This window comes from Thioalkalivibrio sp. ALJ3 (assembly GCF_000377205.1).
Classification (GTDB): domain Bacteria; phylum Pseudomonadota; class Gammaproteobacteria; order Ectothiorhodospirales; family Ectothiorhodospiraceae; genus Thioalkalivibrio.
This window is the reverse complement of the sequence record NZ_KB897910.1, coordinates 62382-82499: the sequence shown is the minus strand read 5'-3', so window position 1 is coordinate 82499 and position 20118 is coordinate 62382. Positions and strand designations below refer to the sequence as shown.

General features: G+C 65.6%; 18 protein-coding genes and 1 other RNA gene. 4 read left to right on the top strand and 15 right to left on the bottom strand.

Features of this window, described 5'->3' with window-relative positions; translation table 11 throughout:
- Nucleotides 1-4 precede the first annotated feature (4 nt).
- The 3 genes from mraZ to rsmI all read right to left on the bottom strand — a co-directional run bounded on the left by mraZ (nt 5) and on the right by rsmI (nt 1968).
- Entirely contained in the window at nt 5-445 is a 441-nt protein-coding gene (mraZ, locus tag C935_RS0111215) for a division/cell wall cluster transcriptional repressor MraZ (protein ID WP_018862592.1), read from the bottom strand.
- Nucleotides 446-737: 292 nt separating this feature from the next.
- Nucleotides 738-1084, bottom strand: an RNA gene (gene rnpB, locus C935_RS12855) — RNase P RNA component class A.
- A gap of 47 nt (nt 1085-1131) precedes the next feature.
- Nucleotides 1132-1968 (bottom strand): 16S rRNA (cytidine(1402)-2'-O)-methyltransferase, encoded by an 837-nt coding sequence (rsmI, locus tag C935_RS0111210; protein ID WP_018862591.1) that lies wholly within the window; start codon nt 1966-1968, stop codon nt 1132-1134.
- An 80-nt stretch (nt 1969-2048) separates the two neighbouring features.
- Between rsmI and C935_RS0111205 the strand changes: the two genes are divergently transcribed.
- The 3 genes from C935_RS0111205 to C935_RS0111195 are packed head-to-tail and all read left to right on the top strand — an operon-like array spanning nt 2049 to nt 5665.
- Nucleotides 2049-3914 (top strand): penicillin-binding protein activator, encoded by a 1866-nt coding sequence (locus tag C935_RS0111205; protein WP_018862590.1) that lies wholly within the window; start codon nt 2049-2051, stop codon nt 3912-3914.
- Nucleotides 3915-3917: 3 nt separating this feature from the next.
- The gene (locus tag C935_RS0111200) at nt 3918-4274 is read left to right on the top strand and encodes a YraN family protein (protein ID WP_018862589.1); all 357 of its coding nucleotides are present in this window, start codon (nt 3918-3920) and stop codon (nt 4272-4274) included.
- Complete coding sequence (locus C935_RS0111195; protein WP_018862588.1) at nt 4271-5665, top strand: FAD-binding oxidoreductase; 1395 nt, start codon at nt 4271-4273, stop codon at nt 5663-5665. Before C935_RS0111200 ends, C935_RS0111195 begins: the two co-directional genes overlap by 4 nt.
- Here the strand turns inward: C935_RS0111195 and C935_RS0111190 are convergent.
- The 6 genes from C935_RS0111190 to C935_RS0111165 form a co-directional block, all read right to left on the bottom strand.
- The gene (locus tag C935_RS0111190; RefSeq protein ID WP_018862587.1) at nt 5658-6092 is read right to left on the bottom strand and encodes a ClpXP protease specificity-enhancing factor; all 435 of its coding nucleotides are present in this window, start codon (nt 6090-6092) and stop codon (nt 5658-5660) included. The two genes, C935_RS0111195 and C935_RS0111190, sit on opposite strands and share 8 nt — an antisense overlap.
- Nucleotides 6089-6715 carry a glutathione S-transferase N-terminal domain-containing protein gene (locus C935_RS0111185; RefSeq protein ID WP_018862586.1) on the bottom strand — a complete coding sequence of 209 codons (627 nt, stop codon included), beginning with the start codon at nt 6713-6715 and terminating at the stop codon, nt 6089-6091. The genes C935_RS0111190 and C935_RS0111185 overlap by 4 nt, the downstream gene beginning before the upstream one ends.
- A 374-nt stretch (nt 6716-7089) precedes the next feature.
- Nucleotides 7090-7833: a cytochrome c1 gene (locus C935_RS0111180; RefSeq protein ID WP_018862585.1), complete on the bottom strand. Its 744-nt coding sequence runs from the start codon at nt 7831-7833 to the stop codon at nt 7090-7092.
- Nucleotides 7833-9242 carry a cytochrome b N-terminal domain-containing protein gene (locus C935_RS0111175; protein WP_018862584.1) on the bottom strand — a complete coding sequence of 470 codons (1410 nt, stop codon included), beginning with the start codon at nt 9240-9242 and terminating at the stop codon, nt 7833-7835. Before C935_RS0111175 ends, C935_RS0111180 begins: the two co-directional genes overlap by 1 nt.
- The gene (gene petA / locus C935_RS0111170; protein ID WP_026278776.1) at nt 9242-9844 is read right to left on the bottom strand and encodes a ubiquinol-cytochrome c reductase iron-sulfur subunit; all 603 of its coding nucleotides are present in this window, start codon (nt 9842-9844) and stop codon (nt 9242-9244) included. Before petA ends, C935_RS0111175 begins: the two co-directional genes overlap by 1 nt.
- Before the next feature lie 287 nt (nt 9845-10131).
- Nucleotides 10132-10881 carry a Nif3-like dinuclear metal center hexameric protein gene (locus C935_RS0111165; protein WP_018862582.1) on the bottom strand — a complete coding sequence of 250 codons (750 nt, stop codon included), beginning with the start codon at nt 10879-10881 and terminating at the stop codon, nt 10132-10134.
- 67 nt (nt 10882-10948) lie between these two features.
- Between C935_RS0111165 and C935_RS0111160 the strand changes: the two genes are divergently transcribed.
- Complete coding sequence (locus C935_RS0111160) at nt 10949-12073, top strand: S1C family serine protease (protein ID WP_026278775.1); 1125 nt, start codon at nt 10949-10951, stop codon at nt 12071-12073.
- 43 nt (nt 12074-12116) lie between these two features.
- Here C935_RS0111160 and C935_RS0111155 read toward each other — a convergent pair whose 3' ends face one another.
- The 6 genes from C935_RS0111155 to pepN all read right to left on the bottom strand — a co-directional run bounded on the left by C935_RS0111155 (nt 12117) and on the right by pepN (nt 20003).
- Complete coding sequence (locus C935_RS0111155) at nt 12117-13025, bottom strand: copper resistance D family protein (RefSeq protein WP_018862580.1); 909 nt, start codon at nt 13023-13025, stop codon at nt 12117-12119.
- Between the two features lie 3 nt (nt 13026-13028).
- On the bottom strand, nt 13029-13397 hold the full coding sequence (locus C935_RS0111150; RefSeq protein WP_018862579.1) for a copper resistance CopC family protein: 369 nt from the start codon (nt 13395-13397) through the stop codon (nt 13029-13031).
- Between the two features lie 107 nt (nt 13398-13504).
- The gene (locus C935_RS0111145; protein ID WP_018862578.1) at nt 13505-14929 is read right to left on the bottom strand and encodes a multicopper oxidase family protein; all 1425 of its coding nucleotides are present in this window, start codon (nt 14927-14929) and stop codon (nt 13505-13507) included.
- Complete coding sequence (locus C935_RS0111140) at nt 14929-16509, bottom strand: TolC family protein (protein WP_018862577.1); 1581 nt, start codon at nt 16507-16509, stop codon at nt 14929-14931. Before C935_RS0111140 ends, C935_RS0111145 begins: the two co-directional genes overlap by 1 nt.
- Before the next feature lie 145 nt (nt 16510-16654).
- Nucleotides 16655-17095, bottom strand: coding sequence for a hypothetical protein (locus C935_RS0111135; protein ID WP_018862576.1), 441 nt, complete (start codon nt 17093-17095; stop codon nt 16655-16657).
- 271 nt (nt 17096-17366) lie between these two features.
- A complete protein-coding gene (gene pepN, locus C935_RS0111130; RefSeq protein WP_018862575.1) occupies nt 17367-20003 on the bottom strand; it encodes an aminopeptidase N in 2637 nt (878 codons plus the stop codon).
- Nucleotides 20004-20118: the final 115 nt, after the last annotated feature.

Genomic DNA, 20118 nt, shown 5'->3' with positions numbered 1-20118 from the left:
ATGGTCACAACGCAATGGACTCGAGCGCGTCATCATCCACGTCACCCCCCAGCGCCTGCTCGCAACGGGCATCCCAGGAATCGGCATCCCAGATCTCGAACTTGTTGCCCTGCCCCAGCAGCACCGCACGCTTGTCCAGGCTGGCGTACTGGCGCAGCGGCGTCGGCAGCAGGAGACGGCCGCTGCCATCCAGCTCGCACTCGGTCGCATGACCGACCAGGAGGCGCTGAAGGTTACGGACCTTCGGATTCATGTTGGGGCGGGACATCAGACTTTGCTCGATGCGCTCCCACTCGGGGAACGGATACAGGAGCAGGCAACGGTCGGGGTCAACGGTGATCACCAGCTGGCCGCCACAGGATGCCGCCAGCGCATCGCGATAGCGCGCGGGCATGGCCAAGCGACCCTTGGCATCCAGATTGAGCTGGCTTACGCCTCGAAACATGGCCGGTACCGGTTGCGGTGGTCACCCACCTTTTCCCACCATTCCCCACTTTTCGACACTATAGGTACGGCTATCGCCAGGAGTCAAGAAAATCGACCCGAAAAAATCAAAAATAAGCGTTGAATCACAGAGACTTAGCGAACGCATGCCCAGCGACGGCGCAGCCAAAAAATAAGACCCCAAAAGCCGCGCCTTGAGGGCAACACTTAAGAAACTACTTCACTATTTTTTGGCAAGAACCGCCGACACGGCGAGACACAGGCCCGCAGAGGGGGCCGCAAAGGTGGGAAAAAGTGGGAGCCGGCCGTAAGCCGGGTTCTGTCGTGGACAGTCATTCATCTGGGACGTCCGTCACCGGACGCCTCGAGCAGCCTACCCGGGTGCGATGCGGGCCACACCATGCACCCCTATTTGGCCTTGCTCCGGACGGGGTTTACCCTGCCACGGACTGTTACCAGCCGTGCGGTGCGCTCTTACCGCACCTTTTCACCCTTACCTGTGCCCGAAGGCCATCGGCGGTGTATTTTCTGCGGCACTTTCCGTCGGCTCGCGCCGCCCAGGCGTTACCTGGCGTCCTGCCCTGTGGAGCCCGGACTTTCCTCCGCATCCAGTGGATACAGCGACTGCCAGGCCAGCTCCCGCGCTCCTTTTACGCCCGCACCCGCGGGAACGCAAGCAATATCCCATCAACCCTCGTACTTCAGACGCAGGGCACGGGCATAGACACGGTTGCGCGGCACTCCGGTCGCATCGGCGACGACCCGCACCGCACGTTTCAACGGGAGCTCCCCCAGCAAGGCCACCAGCAGGCGTTCATGTTCGTCGGCCAGCGGGGCATCCTCGGACTCCGGGTCGGCCGCCTGCGGCGCCGGCGCGAGGATCAGGACGAATTCACCTCGCAGGCGATTGGCGTCGGCATCGAGCCAGGCCGGTAGCTCGCCAGCGAGCCCTCTGTAGTGTTCCTCGAACTGCTTGGTCAGCTCGCGCCCCAGGAACACGACCCGCTCCGGGGCCAGCCCGGCCAGGTCGTCGGCGGCAGCGCGCACACGATGCGAGGACTCGAACAGGATCGTCGTCACCGGCTGCGCCAGCAGGGCCGCCAGGCGGCGACGGCGGGCCCCACCGGAGTGTGGCAGGAAACCCTCAAAGCAGAAACGGTCGGATGGCAGACCAGCGACGGCAAGCGCGGCGAGCGGCGCGCTGGCGCCAGGCACCGCACGCACCGGCAGTCCTGCCTCGGTGGCCGCCCGTACCAGACGATACCCCGGATCGGAGACCAGCGGCGTACCGGCATCCGAGATCAACGCGAGATCGTCGCCCGCCTCCAGCGCAGACAACAACGAAGGGATCCGCTCGCGCTCGTTATGTTCGTGGAGACTCACCAGCGACGTCTGCACCCCCAGGTGCGCCAGCAACCCGGCGCTGTGTCGCGTATCCTCCGCGGCGATGCGCGACACTCGCGCCAGCACGTCACGGGCTCGGGGACTCAGATCGGCCAGATTGCCGATCGGCGTGGCAACCACCCATAACGTGCCGCAATTCGTTGACACAACCTGATGCGCTTTCAATACTGACTCCCCAATACGCCGAGCATCCCGCTATCGTGAACTTACACCTCTCTCCAGCCGCCGTACGGCGCTACCGGGGCCGCCTGGCCCTGAGCCTGCTCGCCGGTGCGATCCTCGCCGGCTGCGCAACCCCGCGTCCGGATCCCACCCCCGCCCCGGAACCGGAGGAGGAACGCCCCGAGATCGTCGACCTGCCAATGGAGCAGCGGGCGCCTGCCCTCCTTGACGAAGCCTGGGCCGATCCTCAGCCCGACAACGTGCGGGCCGCGATCGACGCAGTCCTGAGCCTGGACGACCCGGATGACGACCTGATCGACCGGGCCGACACACTCTGGGGCGATCTCGATGCCCAGCATCGCGAGCCGCTGGCCGACCGCGTGCGCGGCGGCCGCCTGGCGGCCGCACGCAGCGAGTGGGAGACAGCACGCGAACGGCTCGGCGCCGATGACCCGGACGACGAAACCCGCACGCCCGAGGTCTACCGCGAAGGTCTGGCCCTGCATGCCCGCCTACTGGAACACGAACGCGAATGGTATCAGGCGCTGGACGCCCGTTTGCGCCTGGACAGCATGCTCCTGCTGGAACCGGATGCCCAGACCGGGAATCAGGAGCGAATCTGGGGACTGCTGTCGGGCCTGCGCCCGGGACAGCGCGATCACCTGGCCGCCGGCGCGAATCCCGACGCAGAACCGTGGGTGCGACTCTTTGCAGGGTTGCGGGGCGTCAACTCGCAAGACGATGCACGGCGGGTGGCGGGCCAATGGCGGGAACGGTACCCGTCGCATCCGGCCAATAGCCTCCTCCCCGAGTTGGTCTCGAGCCATCCGCTCCAGAGCGAATCGCCGGAGACCATCCTGGTACTCCTGCCCCTCTCCGGGGATCTCGCCCAACTGGGTAACGCGATCCTCGATGGCATTACTCGAGCCTATTACTCCGAGACCGGTGGGCACGGGCGACTGGTGGTGCGCGATACGCGCGGAGACCCTGAGACGGCGGCCGACCTCTACCGCCGGGGTGTGGAGGATGGCGTGGACCGGATCATCGGGCCGCTGGATCGAGATGCGGTACGAGCGGTGGCCGCAAGCGAAGAGACACGGCCGACCCTGCTCCTCAACCGCACCCGGCTGGATGGCAACGGTGCCTTCGGTACGCTGGCGCTGAACCCGGAGGAGGATGCCTACGCCGTGGTAGACCGGGCGGTGCGGACCGGCTGGCGACATCCACTGGTCATCCTCCCCGAGGGCGAATTCGGGGATCGGGTGGCACAGGCCTACCAAGATGCGCTCTCCGACTACGGGCTACGCCCGCGCGACATCGTGCGCCTGCGCCCGGACGCCGAGGACATCAACGAGCGCGTAGGCAATGCGCTGGGTATCGAGCAGAGCGAGGCACGCATTCGCGATGTCGCGCGCCGCACCGGACTGAGCCTCGAGGGAGATCCCCAAGTACGGGGAGATGCCGACCATCTGTTCGTGACCGGGACATCACGGCAGATGCGCCAGCTTGTGCCGCATCTGCATTTCCACGGCGCACGACAGCTGCCGATCATGGCGACCCCGCACATCTATGCCGGGCAGCCGAACACCAATCGCGACCGCGACCTCAACGGCATCGTCTTCCCCGACGCCCCCCATCTGTTCGCGACCATCGAACCGCTGAACGGCGAGGCGGCGGAGAACACAACCGATGAACTTCCGCGGTTCACTGCACTCGGCATGGATGCCTTGCGCCTGAGCCTGCACGATCGGGCGGTGCGCGCGGCGGCCCACCACCAGATCGTCGGGGGGGCCGGCACCTGGTCGCTCAACCCGGTGAGCGGCGACTGGATACGGGAACCGGCATGGGCGCGATTCGAGGGCGGTGCGCCACGCCAGCTGGGATCCGCCAACGAAGGCAACTGACCAATGTTCCGCCCCGGCACCGCCGGCCAAGCCGCCGAGGACCGAGCGGCACACTACCTGACCGGGCAGGGTCTCATGCTTGTGGCGCGAAACGTCCGGCGCCCCTGGGGCGAGCTGGACCTGGTGGCGCGCGAGGGTGACACACTGGTCCTGGTCGAGGTACGCAAGCGCAGCCATCGTGGCTTTGGTGGCGGCGCCGAGAGCATCGACGCCGGCAAACGCAGACGCCTGCTGCGCGCCGCCGAGGGCTATCTGCAGGAGACCCGCTGGCAAGGCCCCGTGCGCTTCGACGTGGTCCTGCTGGACGGCGAAAACACCATCGAGTGGCTGCCCGACGCCATTCAGGGGGACCCGGCATGACGCCACTGGCGCGCGAGATCGAGCAACTACTGCCCGCCGAGGACCGCCTGCTGGACCCGGCCGACTGCTGGTCCTACGGGGCCGACAACTCGAAGCTCCACGCCGCACCGGATGCGGTGGCCTTCGCCCGCGATGCCGAGACGGTGCGCGAGGTGGTTCGGCTGTGCCGGCGGCTGGGCGCACCCCTGACCTGCCGCGGGCGCGGCACCGGCACCACCGGGGCCGCGGTACCCGATCACGGCGGACTGGTCCTGTCGTTCGAGCGCATGAACCGCATCCTGGAGATCGACCCGGCGAACCGCTGGCTGGTGGCGGAGCCGGGGGTCACCAATAGCGAAGTGCAGGCCGCGGCGGGCGCACACGGTTTTTTCTGGCCACCCGACCCCACGAGCAGTGCCTACTGCACGCTCGGCGGCAATCTTGCCTACAACTCGGCGGGGCCGCATGCAGTGAAGTACGGCACCCCCCGCGACAACACCCTGGGGCTGGCGGGGGTCGCCGGCACGGGCGAGTCCTTCCGCACGGGCGTGCACACGACCAAGGGCGTCGTCGGCTATGACCTCACGCGGCTGCTGATCGGCTCCGAAGGGACGCTCGCCGTCATTACTGAAGCCACGCTCCGCCTCACGCCGCGACCCGAGGCGACCCGGCTGATCCAGGCCGTGTATCGCAGCGTCGGTGACGCGGCAGCCGCGGTTTCCCGGCTGATGGCGCGCACGGAGGTTCCATCGGCCCTGGAGTTCATGGACCACTCGGCGATTGCGATGATCCGCGACTATGCACCAGACAGCCCCCTGCCCGACGACGCCGGGGCCATCCTCATGATCGAGACAGATGGCACCGAGGCCGGGATCGACGCGACGACCCGCGGCATCCGGAATGTGGCAGACGGCACGGGCTGTCTACAGACGCTCAGCGCGGACACCCCGGAAGAGGCCCAGGCCCTGTGGGCCGTACGCAAGGCGCTCTCCCCGGCGCTGCGCACCGTCGCGCCCAAGAAAATCAACGAGGATGTGGTCGTGCCCGTCTCCCGCATCCCCGAGCTGATTGCGGGGCTGGACCAACTCGGGGAGACGCACGCGATCAAGATCGTGAACTTTGGTCACGCCGGCAACGGCAACATCCACGTGAACCTGCTGGTGAACCCGGACGACCCGCGGGAACTGGCCGCCGCCGAGCGCTGCCTGGACGAGGTCTTCACGCTGGTGCTGGGGCTTGGGGGCACGCTGTCCGGGGAGCACGGGATCGGACTGGTGAAGCGCGCATTCATGGGCCGAGAGATCGATCCCGTGGCGCTGAACCTGATGGCCGGGATCAAGCAGAGCTTCGATCCCGACAACATCCTGAACCCCGGCAAGGCGCCGGGGCCCGACATCACAAATACTACTTGACGACCTTCAGGGCAGGGCCCTTGCGCTTGGCGCCCGACTTGTCCCCGTCCTGATCCGAACCCGAGGGACCGGAGTCGTCCGGCCCATCGCCGCCCGGGCCATCCTCCGGCCCCGGACCCGGCTCGCTGCCGAACATCATGCCCTGCCCGTTCTCGCGCGCGTAAACGGCCAGCACTGCCTGCGTGGGCACGTAGACATCCATCGGGTTCCCGGCAAAGCGGGCGGAGAATGCCACGGCCTCGTCTCCGATATTCAGGGCCTGAACGGCCGAAGGGCCAATATTGAGCGTGATCTTGCCCTGTTCGACAAAGGCATCGGGCACCAGCGTACCCTCCACCGTGGCGTCGACCAGGATGTGCGGCGTAAAGCCGTTATCCGTGATCCACTCCCACAGGGCCCGGAGCAGATAGGGACGCGAAGAGGTCACAGCCTCAGCTCGCGCTCGGCCTCGGTGAGACTAATCTGGAAGGATTCGCGCTTGCACACGCGATCCGCGTATTCCTGAATTGCGGTCGGAAGCGAATCGAGATCGATTCCCAGGGCCGGCAGACGCCACATGACCGGGGCGATCGCGCAGTCGACGATGCTGAACTCGTCACTCAGGAAGTACGGTTTCAGCTCGAAGATCTCGGCCGAATTCAGCAGGCTCTCGCGCAGGATCTTGCGCGCCTTGGTCAGGCCCCCACCGGAGGCCTTCTTCACCGCATCGAGCCCCTCGTACCAGTCGCGTTCGACGCGATAGAGCGCCAGACGCGCGGCCGCGCGGGAGACCGGATCCACCGGCATCAGCGGTGGATGCGGGAAACGCTCGTCCAGGTATTCGGTGATCACGTGGGTCCCATACAGCGCCAGATCCCGATCCACCAGGGTCGGCACCTCGTTGTAGGGGTTGAGATCCGAGAGATCCTCGGGAAGCTCGTCCGGCCCGAGGTTGACGACATCCACCGCGATGTCCTTCTCGGCGAGGATAATGCGCACGCGATGGCAGCGCACGCAGTCGTGAGCGGAAAACAGAGTCATTACGGAACGACGATTGGCGACCAGCGCCATGGCTTTCTCCCTAGGGAAACACTGATTGATGTACACGCTCGCGCTCGAGTCGCTTTTGCGTGCGAACAAGGCGCGGTGACTGCCGTGCAGTCATTCTGCACAAAGGAGGCGCAACGCCGTTCCCACGCAAAAGCGGCCGAGCCCCTTGGGGTTGGTACCCCAGGTTCCCCGATCCTGCGTTGCGGCACTTGCCGGTAGAACCACTACCGGCTGCGCACCGCGCCTTGTCTCGGAAAACCTGGAGTACCAACGCGAGTGTGTACATTAATCAGCGTTTCCCTTACCCGATCCAACGGCTTCCCGCGCCGGGCAGACGGTCAATAACACCGGCGGGCACTCATCCGTAAGTGCCCGCCGGCGACGGTTCAGGCCGCCTAGTGTACGTCTTTCCAGTACTCCTTTTTCAAGAAGTAGGCCAACAAGGTAAACACGGCCAGGAAGATCAGGACGTACAGTCCGATACGCTGACGGTCGAGCTGCATCGGCTCACCCATGTACGAGAGGTAGGTGACGATGTCTCGCACCGCGCGATCGTACTCGCTCGGAGTCATGGAACCATTGCGCACCAGTTCGAGACGTTCATTGCCATCATCGTCCTCGACCAGCGCCTGCCAGCCCTGCAGCTCCCACAGCACGTGCGGCATACCGACGTTGCTGAACACCTTGTTATTGGCGCCCAGCGGACGGTCTTCATCGATGTAGAAACTCTTGAGGAAGGTATAGACCCAGTCCTCGCCATGAATCCGGGTCGACAGCGTCAGATCCGGAGGGGTCACGCCGAACGCCTCGTCGGCGTATTCCTTGGTCATGGCGTTGGTCATCAACGAGCCCGGATTCACCAGCTCGCCGTCGCGATCGGTAACGAAGATGAAATTCTGCTCCACCTGCTCCTCAGTCAGGCCGATGTCCCGACCCACGCGGTTGTAGCGCATGTACTGGGTGGAATGGCAGGCCATGCAGTAGTTCATGTACAGCCGGGCGCCCCGCTGAAGCGACGCCTGGTTGGTTACATCCACATTGGCCTTTTGCAGGTCACCGGAACCACCGGCGGCCATGGCCGCCGGGGTTGCGAGCAGGGCCGCGAGGGCCACGAATGTCGTTGCGATAAACGTTTTCATTACGAAGTCACCCTTTCCGGAACGGCGCGGTCACGACCCAGACCCCGGGCAAACACCGGAGCCACCATGCAGACAAACAGGTGCACGGTCGGGATCAGCCAGGACCACATAATCATGCTGGCGTCACTCGGATCGAAACGCAGGATGTCGTAGATCGTGTAGATACCCACAACCACCGCAAACGCGACCAGGCTGAACACCGCGGAACGCTCCTTGCTGAGGAACCACAGCAGGAAGAAGAACGCGAAGTACACGATGGACCAGCGGAAGCTCATCTCGCTGACCATCGTGGTTGCCTGCTGCAGACCCAACCAGCCGAGGATCACGAACGCGACCACGAACGCCGCCAGGTTGAACTTGGCCGCGAACGAGCGATAGCGCATCGACAGAACCGGGTTGCGGTCCAGCCATGGGATAAAGAACAGCATCACCACGGCCAGGCCCATGGCCACCACCCCGAGGAACGGATCCGGCACGGAACGCAGCACCGAGTACATCGAGGTGAAGTACCAAACCGGCGGAATCAGTTCGGGGGTCACCAACGGATCGGCCGGGATCATGTTGTCCGGCTTCAGGAACAAGCCACCGCCCATCGGGAAGAAGAACATGATCACCGCGAACACCATCAGGAAGACGCCGACGCCGACGATGTCCTTCACGGTGTAGTACGGGTGGAACGGGATGCCGTCCTTCGGGATGCCGTTCTCGTCCTTGTTCTTCTTGATTTCGACGCCGTCGGGGTTGTTCGAACCCACTTCGTGCAGCGCGATGATGTGCGCGGCCACCAGCAGGATCAGCACCAGCGGCAGGGCAATCACGTGCAGCGCGAAGAAGCGCGTCAGCGTGGCATCGGACAGCAGGAAGTCACCACGAATCCAGGTCACCAGATCCGGTCCGATGTACGGGATTGTCTGGAACAGGTTCACGATCACCTGCGCGCCCCAGTAGGACATCTGACCCCACGGCAGCAGGTAGCCGGCAAAGGCCTCGGCCATCAGCACCAGATAGATCAGCACACCGAAGATCCAGATCAGCTCGCGTGGCTTCTTGTAGGAGCCGTACAGCAGCGCGCGGAACATGTGCAGATAGACGACCACGAAGAACATCGAGGCGCCGGTGGAGTGCATGTAGCGAATCAGCCAGCCCCACTCCACGTCACGCATGATGTACTCGACCGACGCGAACGCAAGATCCGCATCGGGCTTGTAGAACATGGTCAGGAAGATGCCGGAGACGATCTGGATGACCAGCACCAGCAGGGCAAGGGAGCCGAAGAAGTACCAGAAGTTGAAGTTCTTCGGTGCGTAATACTGAGCCAGATGCTCATTCCACATCTGCGAGAGCGGGAACCGGGCATCGATCCAGCCCAGCAGACCGCCCTGCCACTTCTCAGCGGGGTTACCGGCCATTAGACAGTCCCTCCGTCTTCGTCTTCACCCACAAGCAGCAGGTCATCCGTGATGTAGTGGTGGGGCGGCACCTCGAGGTTGTCGACCGCCGGCATGTTGCGGTAGACGCGACCGGCCATGTCGAAGCGCGAACCGTGGCAGCCGCACAGCCAGCCGCCCTGCCAGTCGGAACCCATATCGGGATGACCGATTTCCGGGCGGAACGTGGGCGAGCACCCGAGGTGGGTGCAGATCCCGATCAGCACCAGGATTTCCGGCTTGATCGAGCGATGCTCATTCTGCGCGTATTCCGGTTGCTGGGCTTCGTTTTCGGAGTCCGGATCGCGCAGGCGATCAGTCACCTTGGACAAACCTTCCAGCATCTCGTCAGTCCGCCGCACGATCCAGATCGGCTGACCGCGCCATTCGATGCTGACGCGCTGACCGGGCTCGACCTCGGACACGTCGAACTCGACCGGAGCTCCTGCCGCCTGAGCGCGAGCGCTGGGCTGCAAGGACGCCAGGAACGGAGTCGCCACCGCCACGACCCCGGCTCCGCCTACGACGGATGTCGCGGCGACGAGGAACCGGCGACGGCCTCGATTTACGCCTTGGTTTGCCATGTTTGTCTCTCCAAACAACGTGTTGAAATCGTGTTCCGGCAACCGCACTGCGCTGGCACGGGGGCACGCAAGGCCCCGCGGAACGGACCGCCCGTAGGCGGTCAGTAAAATCCGATAGAATTCCCGAACACGCTAATAAGGTCAAGTAGGTGAACGCCTTAAGACAGGGCGCACAGGCCCGTCAATAGCGGCTGGAAGACCATAAGTAACTCATAATAAAGGCAGCATTTCGATGCTCACGGTGTGCGTAAAATGTCCCGTCAATGTGCGCACGCCGAAGCCCCGGTTCAGGCGGGGTTGTCGATGTCGATAAACCGGTGCTCCAGACCGAAACGCTGCGCGCACCACTCTCCCAGGGCGGGCGCCCCGTACCGCTCGGTCGCATGATGCCCGGCGGCAAAGTAGTGCACACCCGTTTCACGCGCCTCGTGGGTAGTCTGCTCGGAGATCTCGCCACTGATATAGGCGTCCACGCCCTGCGCCGCCGCCCCCATCAGCAATGACTGCGCCCCACCGGTACACCAGGCGACCCGCCGGATCGGCCGCTCGCCACCCGGCACCCACAGGCACTCACGCTCGAGTACAGCCGAGATGTGGTCGCGCAAATCCGCACCCGACACCTCGGCGGCGGGCCGTCCGTACTGGCCCACGCCGTCCTCGCGCAGCACTCCCTCGATCGCAAAGCCGAGACGATTGGCCAGCTGCGTGTTGTTGCCCAGCTCCGGGTGCGCGTCCAGCGGCAGGTGGTAGGCCACCAGGTTGATATCGTGCTCCAGTAGCCGGCGCAGGCGTTCGCGCTTCATGCCGGTCACCACCTCCGGTTCGCCCTTCCAGAAATAGCCGTGGTGCACCAGGATCGTGTCAGCCCCGTCCTCGATCGCGGCGTCGATCAGTGGCAGCGATGCCGTGACCCCGCTGACGATGCGGCGCACCTCCGATCGCCCCTCCACCTGCAGCCCGTTTGGGCAGTAGTCGCGAAAGCGCTCCGGCTGGAGCTCCTCGTTCAGGGCCTGCATCAATACATCACGTTCGATCACGACGGGTTCTCCGGCTAAACCGGGATCGGCGGCTGTGCAGCCCATCCCATTTCGGTATATTCGCTATATGGTGAATTTCTCGCGTTTCCTGCTGCAAGCCGCCCTGACCGGCGTCGCGATCGCCGTGGTCGTGGCCGTGTTCTTTCCGCACGTCCTGGATCGCGATCGTAGCGACCGGGCGGAATTGCAGGTCGCCGACCCCTTCTCCACGTCGGTCAATCAGGATGCCGCCGTCAGCTATGCCGACGGCGTCGAGCGGGCCGCGCCCGCTGTGGTCAACATCATGACCTCGCGCGTGCTCGACACCCCCGGCGTCCTCGACCTGCACGAATTCTTTGGCCAGCCCATGCCGCCGGGCGACACCGAACAGGCCAGCCTGGGCTCCGGCGTGATCATGACCGATCGGGGCCATATCCTGACCAATCACCACGTGATCGAGGAAGCCGACGCAATCGCCGTCGTCCTGCCCAATGGCGATTCCCACCCGGCCGAAATCATCGGCATCGACCCCGATACCGACCTCGCCGTCCTGCGCATCCGCACCGACGGCGTGGCGGTGGCCACGGTCGGCCACTCCCGCGAACTGCGCGTCGGCGACGTCGTGCTCGCGATCGGCAACCCCTTCGGGGTCGGGCAGACCGTGACCCAGGGGATCGTCTCCGCCACTGGGCGCAACCAGCTCGGGATCAACACCTTCGAGGACTTTATCCAGACCGACGCAGCGATCAACCCCGGCAACTCCGGTGGCGCCCTCATCAACGCCAAAGGTGAGGTCATCGGCATCAATACGGCCATATTCTCGCGCTCGGGCGGCTCCCACGGCATCGGCTTCGCAATCCCCGTTGACCTCGCCCGCGAGGTCATGACCGAGATCATCGAACAAGGCTATGTCGCCCGCGGCTGGCTGGGCATCGAGGTCCAGGCGATGAACCGCGAGTTGGCCGACTCTTTCGGGCTGGATGCCCCGCGCGGAGTGCTGGTCGCCGGCATCCTGCGCGACGGCCCGGCCCAGGACGCCGGCATCGAGATCGGCGACGTGATCACCCACCTCAATGGCGACACGGTCAACAGCCCGCGCGAGGCTCTGAACATCATCGCCCGTACCGATCCGGGCTCCGATCTGTCAATCAAGCTCCTGCGCGAGGGTGAGGAGGTCGAACTCGAGGCCACTGTCGCCCAGCGCCCGATCTGATACCCAATGGCACCTCCCGGATGTCCGGGAGGTGCCCCTTTCTCTACCCGTTGGCCGGGGAACTGACCATGGTCAGTACGGCCGTGACCAGCAGCACCAGCCCCACCAGCCCGATCTCCAGCGCAATACTGCGCCGGAGGCGCTGCGAGGCCCGAGGCTCGCCCCGCTCGAAAGCCGGCACCAGGCGCCACTTGTTGGACGCCGCCAGCAGCAGGAGCAGCGCGACGATCAGTACCTTGCCGATCAGGAACTGCCCGTAGCCGGTCGTGAGCAGTGGTGTGACGCCACCGAGCAGCAGCGCAGCCAGGACAACACCCGCGAGCACCAGCAGGCCGACACCGAACACCGCCACCCGACCGAAACGATCCAGGATACGTACGGCATCCATTCCGCCAGGTGGGTGCCCCGCCAGGCGATACAGCGGCCACAGCGAGCCGATCCAGAACGCGGCTGCCAGCAGGTGGACCACCAGCAGGCTGCCCAGCAGCCATCGGGGTTCGTCGACCGTATGCCCGACCTGCACGAAGGCCAGCATGACCAGCAACACGCCTCCAAGACTCAGGCCATGCCCAAGGCCCGGAAGGCGTCGGGCATCCAGCAGGATCGCCTGCACCAGCAGCAAACCGCTCACGGCGAGGATAAGCTGGGTCCCCTGAGCGCCCTCGAACACCATCCCGAGCAGCGCCGGGTCGAAGGCGGCCGCACCATTGCCACCGCCGAGATACCCGGCTTGCAGTGGCCACTCGATCAGGGCCAGCACGATCGCGACCCAGGCCGCGATCGCCCCCGTGCGGCTGGCCGCCCGACGTTCCGGATCGGGCAGATCCGGAAACGCCAGGCGAAACAACACCGCTCCGGCCGCCAGCAAGGCACCGGCATAGAAGCCGGCCGCCACCAGGATCATGGCGACCGTCCAGGCATCCACACCGGCAAGCGCAGACAGCCAGGCCACGGCTCAGTCCTCTACCGTAAAGCGGAAGGTCCCGGACATCATGTGGCCGTCGCGAGCCAGGCCGCGCCAGCGCACCTCGTAATTGCCGGGCTCCATCGTGCCGGCCGGTTGCACATGGTATTCCTCGGTCGGGTCACTGCCCGGCTTGTTTTCCAGAGACACGCGGCCCTGCGGGCCAATCACATCGAACTGGGTAATGCGCATCGCGCCATCGAAGTGAATCCCGATCTCCTCCGGGGTGCCCTGCACTGTAGAGCCATCCTCCGGGACCTGCCCCATCTCGCCTTCGTGGGCCAGCAGGGGAGAGGCAAAAGCGAGTAGCAGGGCTGCAAGAGCCGAACGCAGGGTATTGCGGGTACGAATCGTCATCATGATGAGTTTCCTCTTTATACAAGTGCAGTTGTGTCGTGTCAGAGTCCACCGACCGCGGGCCACCGGGGCCACCTTGTGTCAGTCCCGGAGCCCGTGCCGGTGGAAGCTCAGTGGTTGTGGCCTCCGTGGCCGTTGTGTCCTCCATGTCCCCCATGACCTCCATGCCCACCGTGGGCATCACGGCTGGGGGTCGGGAGCCCATCGGAATCCGCATCCGCGACCTTGCCGCGACGGACCGGATTGCCGAAATCGGGGTCACTGCTCACTCTCCAGGCGACCTCACCTTCCGGGTGCCAGTACCAGCCCGGATCGCTGAAGTCCCCAGGCTCCTGGTCGTCACGCACCTTGACCAGTGTGAACATGCCGCCCATACCGATGTTGCCGAACGGTCCATGTCCCATACCCATCGGCAGGGTGTTCTCGGGACCGCGCATGTGGCCGCCATCGGTATGGTCCTGGTGGTCCGCCATACCGTGTTCACCCATCGCCATGTAGCCGGGCAGCAGGGAGCGGATCTCCTCCTCGAGGCCGGACTGGTCCACACCCAGGGTGTTGGCGATGCCGTGCCCCATCGGGTTCATCGTGTGGTGGGTCATGTGGCAGTGGAACGCCCAATCACCGGGTGGTGCGATGAACTCGATATCCCGGGTCTGGCCCACCGCCACGATCTCGGTGGTCTCCTTGCGCCACTGCTCGCGCGGCCAGCGCCCGCCATCGGAGCCGGTCACCTCGAAGGACACCCCGTGCACGTGCATCGGGTGGTTCCACATCGAGAGGTTGCCCATGCGGATGCGCACCCGCTCGCCGGTCTTCGCCACCAGCGAGTCGATGGCCGGGAACACCTTGGAGTTCATCGACCACAGGTCGAAGTCGACCATGATCGACGGATCGGGCGTGCGGGTACCGGGATGCAGCGCCCAGTTGTGCAGCAGGATCGCGTAGTCGCGGTCCACCGGCTCGATCTCGCCGTCCTTCGGGTGGATGATGAACATCCCCATCATCCCCATCGCCATCTGCACCATCTCGTCGGCATGCGGGTGGTACATGTGCGTGCCGTGCTGGTTCAGTTCGAACTCGTAGACGAAGGTCTCCCCCGGGTGGATCGGCGGCTGGGTCACACCCTTCACACCGTCCATGCCGGAAGGCAGATGGATGCCGTGCCAGTGCACCGAGGTGTATTCCGGCAGGCGATTGGTCACGTAGATACGGACCTTGTCGCCCTCCACCGCCTCGATGGTCGGCCCCGGGGTGGTGCCGTTGTAGCCCCAGCACTTGGCCACCGAACCGGGCGCGAACTCGTGCTCGATCTCCTCGGCGACCAGGTGGAACTCCTTCACGCCGTTGTTCATCTCGTACGGCAGGGTCCAGCCGTTCGGCGTGTGCACCGGCATGTAGCCCTGTTCGGTGCGTTCGCCGGGCGTGGCATCGCCCTCGTTGTGGTGCTCGTGACCCGTTTCGGCCATTACCCGGGTCAGGGTGGTTGCCGGCAGCATTGCCGCGCCGGCGGCCAGCAGGAAATTACGCCGTTTCATCAGTGATGCCCTCCGTGACCGTCGTCGCCGTGGTCACCGTGATCGCCATGGTCATGATCCTCGTGATCTCCGTGATCTCCGTGATCTCCGTGATCCCCGTGATCCCCGTGATCCCCGTGATCCCCGTGATCCCCGTGGTCACCGTGGTCACCGTGGTCACCGTGGTCACCGTGGTCACCGTGGTCACCGTGGTCACCGTGGTCATGATGGTCGTGATCCATCTCGGACGGGTCATGCTCGAGCGCGTCGGTTTCGAGATAGCCCTCGTCACCCGGCGCCCCGCCCGGCAGCTCGCCGGCCACCGTAAAGGCCAGATCCACCCGGGCCCGCCAGTAGTCACCCAGCGCGGCCACGGCTCGCTGCCAGTCGGCCAGCTCTTCCTGCTTGGTCACCAGCAGGTCGAAGACATCGTCGAACATGAAGTTGACGCGTTCCTGCATGCGCTCCAGCTCGATTTCGCGGGCCGGGAGCAGTTCGTAGCGCTTGGTGCTGAACTTGTCCCGGTTATGGGCCAGCCGGACGAAGTGCTGGTGGACATCGGCGGTCACCGCCTGTTCCAGTTTGGCCTTCCGGGCCTCGCCGTCCTCCAGCCGCGCCTCGGCCCGGGCGATGCCGGCCTGGTTCTGGTTGAAGATCGGCAGGGTGAAGGAGATGCCACCACCCCAAAGGCGGGTGCCATCGGTCTCGCGCTCGAACTCGATACCGGGCTCGATGTCACCCAGCCACCGATAGCGCCGCACCAGGGCCACGCCCTCGGTGAGCCCCTCCAGGGCGTGATCCAGGGCCCGCAGGTCCAGCCGCTGTTCCAGGGCCTGTTCGACCAGGGCGTCGCGGTCATCCACAGCGGCCAGCGGCAGCGGCAGCTTGCCGGGAACCTCCCAGTCATCGACCTCGCCGGGCAGCCCCATCAGGTGGGCCAGTCGCAGACGTGTCTCGCGTTCACGCTGACGCGCATCCTCGAGCTTCAGTCGGGCCTCTGCCGCGCGGATGCGCAGCTGTGCCCGCTTCAGGTCGGTGATATTGCCGGCGTCATAAAAGCGCTCGCCCAGCAGCGAACCGAGATCCGCTGCACGGGTCTCCAGTGCCTGCACCTGAGCCCGCTGGCGCGCAGCCACCGCGTCATACCAGGCACGTTCAGTGTCCGAGGCCAGGGCCACCATCCCCTCGGCCAACTGCAGACGGGTGGACTCCCAGTGGGATTCGGCTATGTCCTGTCGCGCACTGCGCATCAGCAGGCCGGAAATGCCCCAGGCCAGGCCAACCCCGACTTCGTTGCCGCCACCGCCCTCGGGGCGCATCACCGACAGTGACAGGGTGGGATTGGAAAACTGGGAGGCCTCGACCACGTCGGCGGCGGTAAGATCCAGTTTGGCGTAGGCCTGCTGCATGCGCGGGTTGCGCCACAGGGCCTGATGAATGGCCTCTTCGAGCGTCAGCTCGCCGGAGGGTCGGGGCATCTCCGACTCGGGCAGGTCGATCCCCTGTACCGAGATGTCCTCCGCCAGCTCGGAGCGGTCCAGCTCGGGCGCGGTGACCGCGCAACCGGCGAGGAACAGCACCGATACAACGGGGAGCAGCAATCGGGTTGCTCTCATCGTGAAAATCTCCTTGATCGGACTTCGACTCCGCATCCCGCGCGAACGCGCGACACGGCCTTGCCATCCGCCAAACCCGGGTGGAACCGGACGTGCGGACAGCCCCGGCGCTCGGGCCGGTACAGTCAGATCAGGAGAGGATCGGGGGTCGGTATAACGCGGCCGCGGGCGGACCGCTCTGGAAGGAATACAGGCTCAGGGCCTGCGTGACCGGGGCCAGCAGATGCATGCCGGTGATGGACGGCATGCCCTGGCAGTGGCTACAGGCCGAGCAACTCGCCATACAGGCGGCGTCCACGCAATCCACGTGCACGATCACCCCGCTGGCGTCAGAGGAATCCGAAGTCTCGTGGGCGTGGTCGCCGCCATATCGGGTATCGGCATGATCGTCATGCGCATGGTGATCATGGTCGTCGCCGTGCGCATGATCATGTGAGTGGTCATGGGCCGCGTGTTCCGCAGGCTTGTCGCCCTTCGATTGGGCCCCGTGCATCGCATGCTCGGCGTGACCGCCTTCCACGCTCGCGACGGCCGCGAGCGCCGGCAGGCCGGCAATCGCCAGCACCAGCATCCAACACAGCAGTCGATGGAAGACCCTTTTCACGTCGGCCAAATCTCGTTTGGGGGCATCTTGGCCCAGCAATCGGCGGTCAACATACCACACCCCACACCCTTGGGCGCCATCCCTGCAGGAGGCCAGCCCTCTGGCCGATTGGGACTTAATCAACGCCCCATCGGCGAGAGGCTCGCCTCCTACAGATCCGGGGCCACCCCCTGTAGGAGGCCAGCCCTCTGGCCGATTACGACCCGACCAGCACCCCATCGGCCAGAGGGCTGGCCTCCTACGCGAGCGCGCGCTCGATCACGTCGCGCAGGTCGCGTGACAGTTCGAGCGCGGCGAGGCGCTCGAGTTCCGCCCGCATCTGTTCGCCGCGGGCGCTGTCCACCTTTTGCCAGCGGGTCAGCGGCTGGGCCAGGCGGGCGGCTGTCTGCGGGTTCATCGCGTCCAGCTTCTCGACGAAGCCGCCCATACGGCGGTAGCCCGCGCCGTCCTCCTGGTGGAAGTGGCGTTCGTTGCGCGCCATGAACGGCCCGAGCACCGCACGCACCCGGTTCGGGTTGGTCCAGCGAAAGCCTGGATGCTCCAGCAGCGCCTCCAGGCGCTCGAAGCCGCCCGGGACCTGACTGCCAGCCTGCAGGCCGAAGTACTTGTCCAGCACCAGCGGGTCGTCCCGGTAGCGCTGCTCGAAGTCCGTCAGCAGCACCTCGCGGGCCTCGTGATCGAGCTCGTTCACCGCGTTCAGCGCGCCCATGCGCATGGTCATGCTGCGCGCCTTCTGGTACTGCGCCAGGGCCTCGGGCACCGCGGCCTGGTCGCCAGCGGCCACACGCAGCGCCAGCAGGCGGTTGCGTAGCTGGCGTAGACCCATTGCCTCGGCGGTGAAGGCGCCGTTGTCGACGTCGTCCAGCTTCGGCTGGATCTGCTGCATCGCACCCGCCAGCGGGGCATAGAGACGCTTCTCCAGGTCGTCGCGCTCCATGCGCAGCCGCACCGGGTCGACGCGCTCGAACAGCTCGGCCAGCTCGCGCGTGGGCGGCAGCTGCAGGATGGTCGCCAGCAGCACCGGCTCGATCGCCGGGTCCTCGATCAGGGCATGCAGGGCGCGCTCAGTGGCAGCCTCCAGCGCGGAGTCGGCAGCGTCATGTTCGATACGGGCGCGGATCGCGCGGCGGAACAGGGTCTGCGCGGCCTCCCAGCGGGAGAAGGCATCGTCGTCATGCGCGAGCAGGTGGGCCAGTTCATCCACGCCCTGGTTAGCGTTCAGGATCACCGGCGCTGAGAAGCCGCGCAGCCAGGAGATCGCGACCGGCTCGGCGGACAGATTCTCGAAGCAGAAGGTGTGCTCGGCGGCATCCAGCTCCAGAACCCATTCGTCGCACTCGGCGGCGTCGCCCTCGCGGAGGGCCTGGATCCGCCGCCCCTGGGCATCGAGAAAGGCCATGCGCACCGGGATCACGAGCGGATCCTTGTGGTCCTGCCCGGGCGTTGGCGGGGTCTCCTGCGCGAGCGTGATGCGGGCCGGGCCACCGGGGCCGTCAAAGGCGGTACTCGCAGTCACGTGCGGGGTGCCCGCCTGGGTGTACCAGCGCTTGAAGCGGGAGAGATCGCGCCCGCTGGCCTCGGCCATTACCGCGACAAAGTCGTCCGTCGTCACGGCCTGGCCGTCGAAGCGCTCGAAGTAGAGATCCAGCCCCCGGCGGAAGGTCTCGCGACCGATCAGGGTGCGCAGCATGCGGATCAGCTCCGCGCCCTTCTCGTACACCGTCAGCGTGTAGAAGTTGTTGATCTCGGCATAGTGATCCGGGCGCACCGGGTGCGCGAGCGGCCCCGCGTCCTCCGGGAACTGGAAGGCGCGCAGCATGGCGACATCGTCGATGCGCTTGACGCCGAACAGGGTGCAGTCGGTAGTGAACTCCTGGTCGCGGAAGACCGTGAGCCCTTCCTTGAGTGACAGCTGGAACCAGTCGCGACAGGTCACGCGGTTGCCGGACCAGTTGTGGAAATACTCGTGGGCGATCACCGACTCGATGGCGACAAAGTCGCTGTCGGTGGCGGTGTCGGGGCTGGCCAGCACGTACTTGGCGTTGAACAGGTTCAGCCCCTTGTTCTCCATCGCCCCCATGTTGAAGTCGTCCACCGCGACGATCATGTACACGTCCAGATCGTATTCGCGGCCGAAGGCCTCCTCGTCATAGCGCATCGCGCGCTTCAGCGAGGCCAGCGCGTGGTCGCAGCGATCCGCGTTGTGCGCCTCCACAAACAGCTCCAGCGCGACCTCGCGCCCGGATATTGTGGTGAAGGTATCGCGCTGGCAGGCCAGATCTCCGGCAACCAGCGCAAACAGGTACGACGGCTTGGGGAACGGATCCTCCCACACCGCATAGTGGCGCCCGCCATCCAGCTCGCCGGCCTCCACGCGATTGCCATTGGCCAGCAGCACCGGGTACTGCGCCCGGTCCGCCTCCAGCCGCACGCGATAGGTGGTCAGCACATCCGGGCGGTCGGGGAAGAAGGTGATGCGGCGAAAGCCCTCCGGCTCGCACTGCGTGCACAGATTGCCGCTGGAGGCATACAGGCCTTCCAGCGCGGTGTTCTGCTCCGGGTGGCAGCGACTGACGATCTCCAGCCGCGCCAACTCCGGCAGGCCGTGCAGCAGCAGGCCCTCGTCGTCCTGCTCTAGCATGCCCTCGCCCGGCTCCGCGCCATCCACGGCCAGCGACACCAGCTCCACGCCATCGCCGTAGAGCCGCAGCGCCCCGTTCGGCTCCGCCGCCTGCGGATTGCGCCGCACCGCCATGCGCGTGGTCACCTCGGTGGTCGCCGCCGCCAGGTCAAAGTCCAGCTCCAGGCTCTCCACCACAAACGCCGGCGGCTGGTAATCGCTCAGATAAACCGCCTGGGGACTCGCATCACGCATTCCGAACTCCAAATCAAAGGCACTGCAAAAGGTTTAACACGCTGCCGCGGTGCCGACGTCAAACCCGGACCATGGCCCTGTCATTGCCACCGCAGCTCCGGCCCCTCGCCGTGAT

Coding starts and splice junctions, on each gene's coding strand:
- mraZ (WP_018862592.1), bottom strand. CDS start 445: ATGTTTCGAGGCGTAAGCCAGCTCAATCTGGATGCCAAGGGTCGCTTG.
- C935_RS0111135 (WP_018862576.1), bottom strand. CDS start 17,095: ATGCTGGTGCTGGCGATTGCCGGCCTGCCGGCGCTCGCGGCCGTCGCG.
- pepN (WP_018862575.1), bottom strand. CDS start 20,003: ATGCGTGATGCGAGTCCCCAGGCGGTTTATCTGAGCGATTACCAGCCG.
- C935_RS0111145 (WP_018862578.1), bottom strand. CDS start 14,929: ATGAAACGGCGTAATTTCCTGCTGGCCGCCGGCGCGGCAATGCTGCCG.
- C935_RS0111160 (WP_026278775.1), top strand. CDS start 10,949: ATGGTGAATTTCTCGCGTTTCCTGCTGCAAGCCGCCCTGACCGGCGTC.
- C935_RS0111175 (WP_018862584.1), bottom strand. CDS start 9,242: ATGGCCGGTAACCCCGCTGAGAAGTGGCAGGGCGGTCTGCTGGGCTGG.
- petA (WP_026278776.1), bottom strand. CDS start 9,844: ATGGCAAACCAAGGCGTAAATCGAGGCCGTCGCCGGTTCCTCGTCGCC.
- C935_RS0111195 (WP_018862588.1), top strand. CDS start 4,271: ATGACGCCACTGGCGCGCGAGATCGAGCAACTACTGCCCGCCGAGGAC.
- C935_RS0111180 (WP_018862585.1), bottom strand. CDS start 7,833: ATGAAAACGTTTATCGCAACGACATTCGTGGCCCTCGCGGCCCTGCTC.
- C935_RS0111150 (WP_018862579.1), bottom strand. CDS start 13,397: ATGATGACGATTCGTACCCGCAATACCCTGCGTTCGGCTCTTGCAGCC.
- C935_RS0111200 (WP_018862589.1), top strand. CDS start 3,918: ATGTTCCGCCCCGGCACCGCCGGCCAAGCCGCCGAGGACCGAGCGGCA.
- C935_RS0111185 (WP_018862586.1), bottom strand. CDS start 6,715: ATGGCGCTGGTCGCCAATCGTCGTTCCGTAATGACTCTGTTTTCCGCT.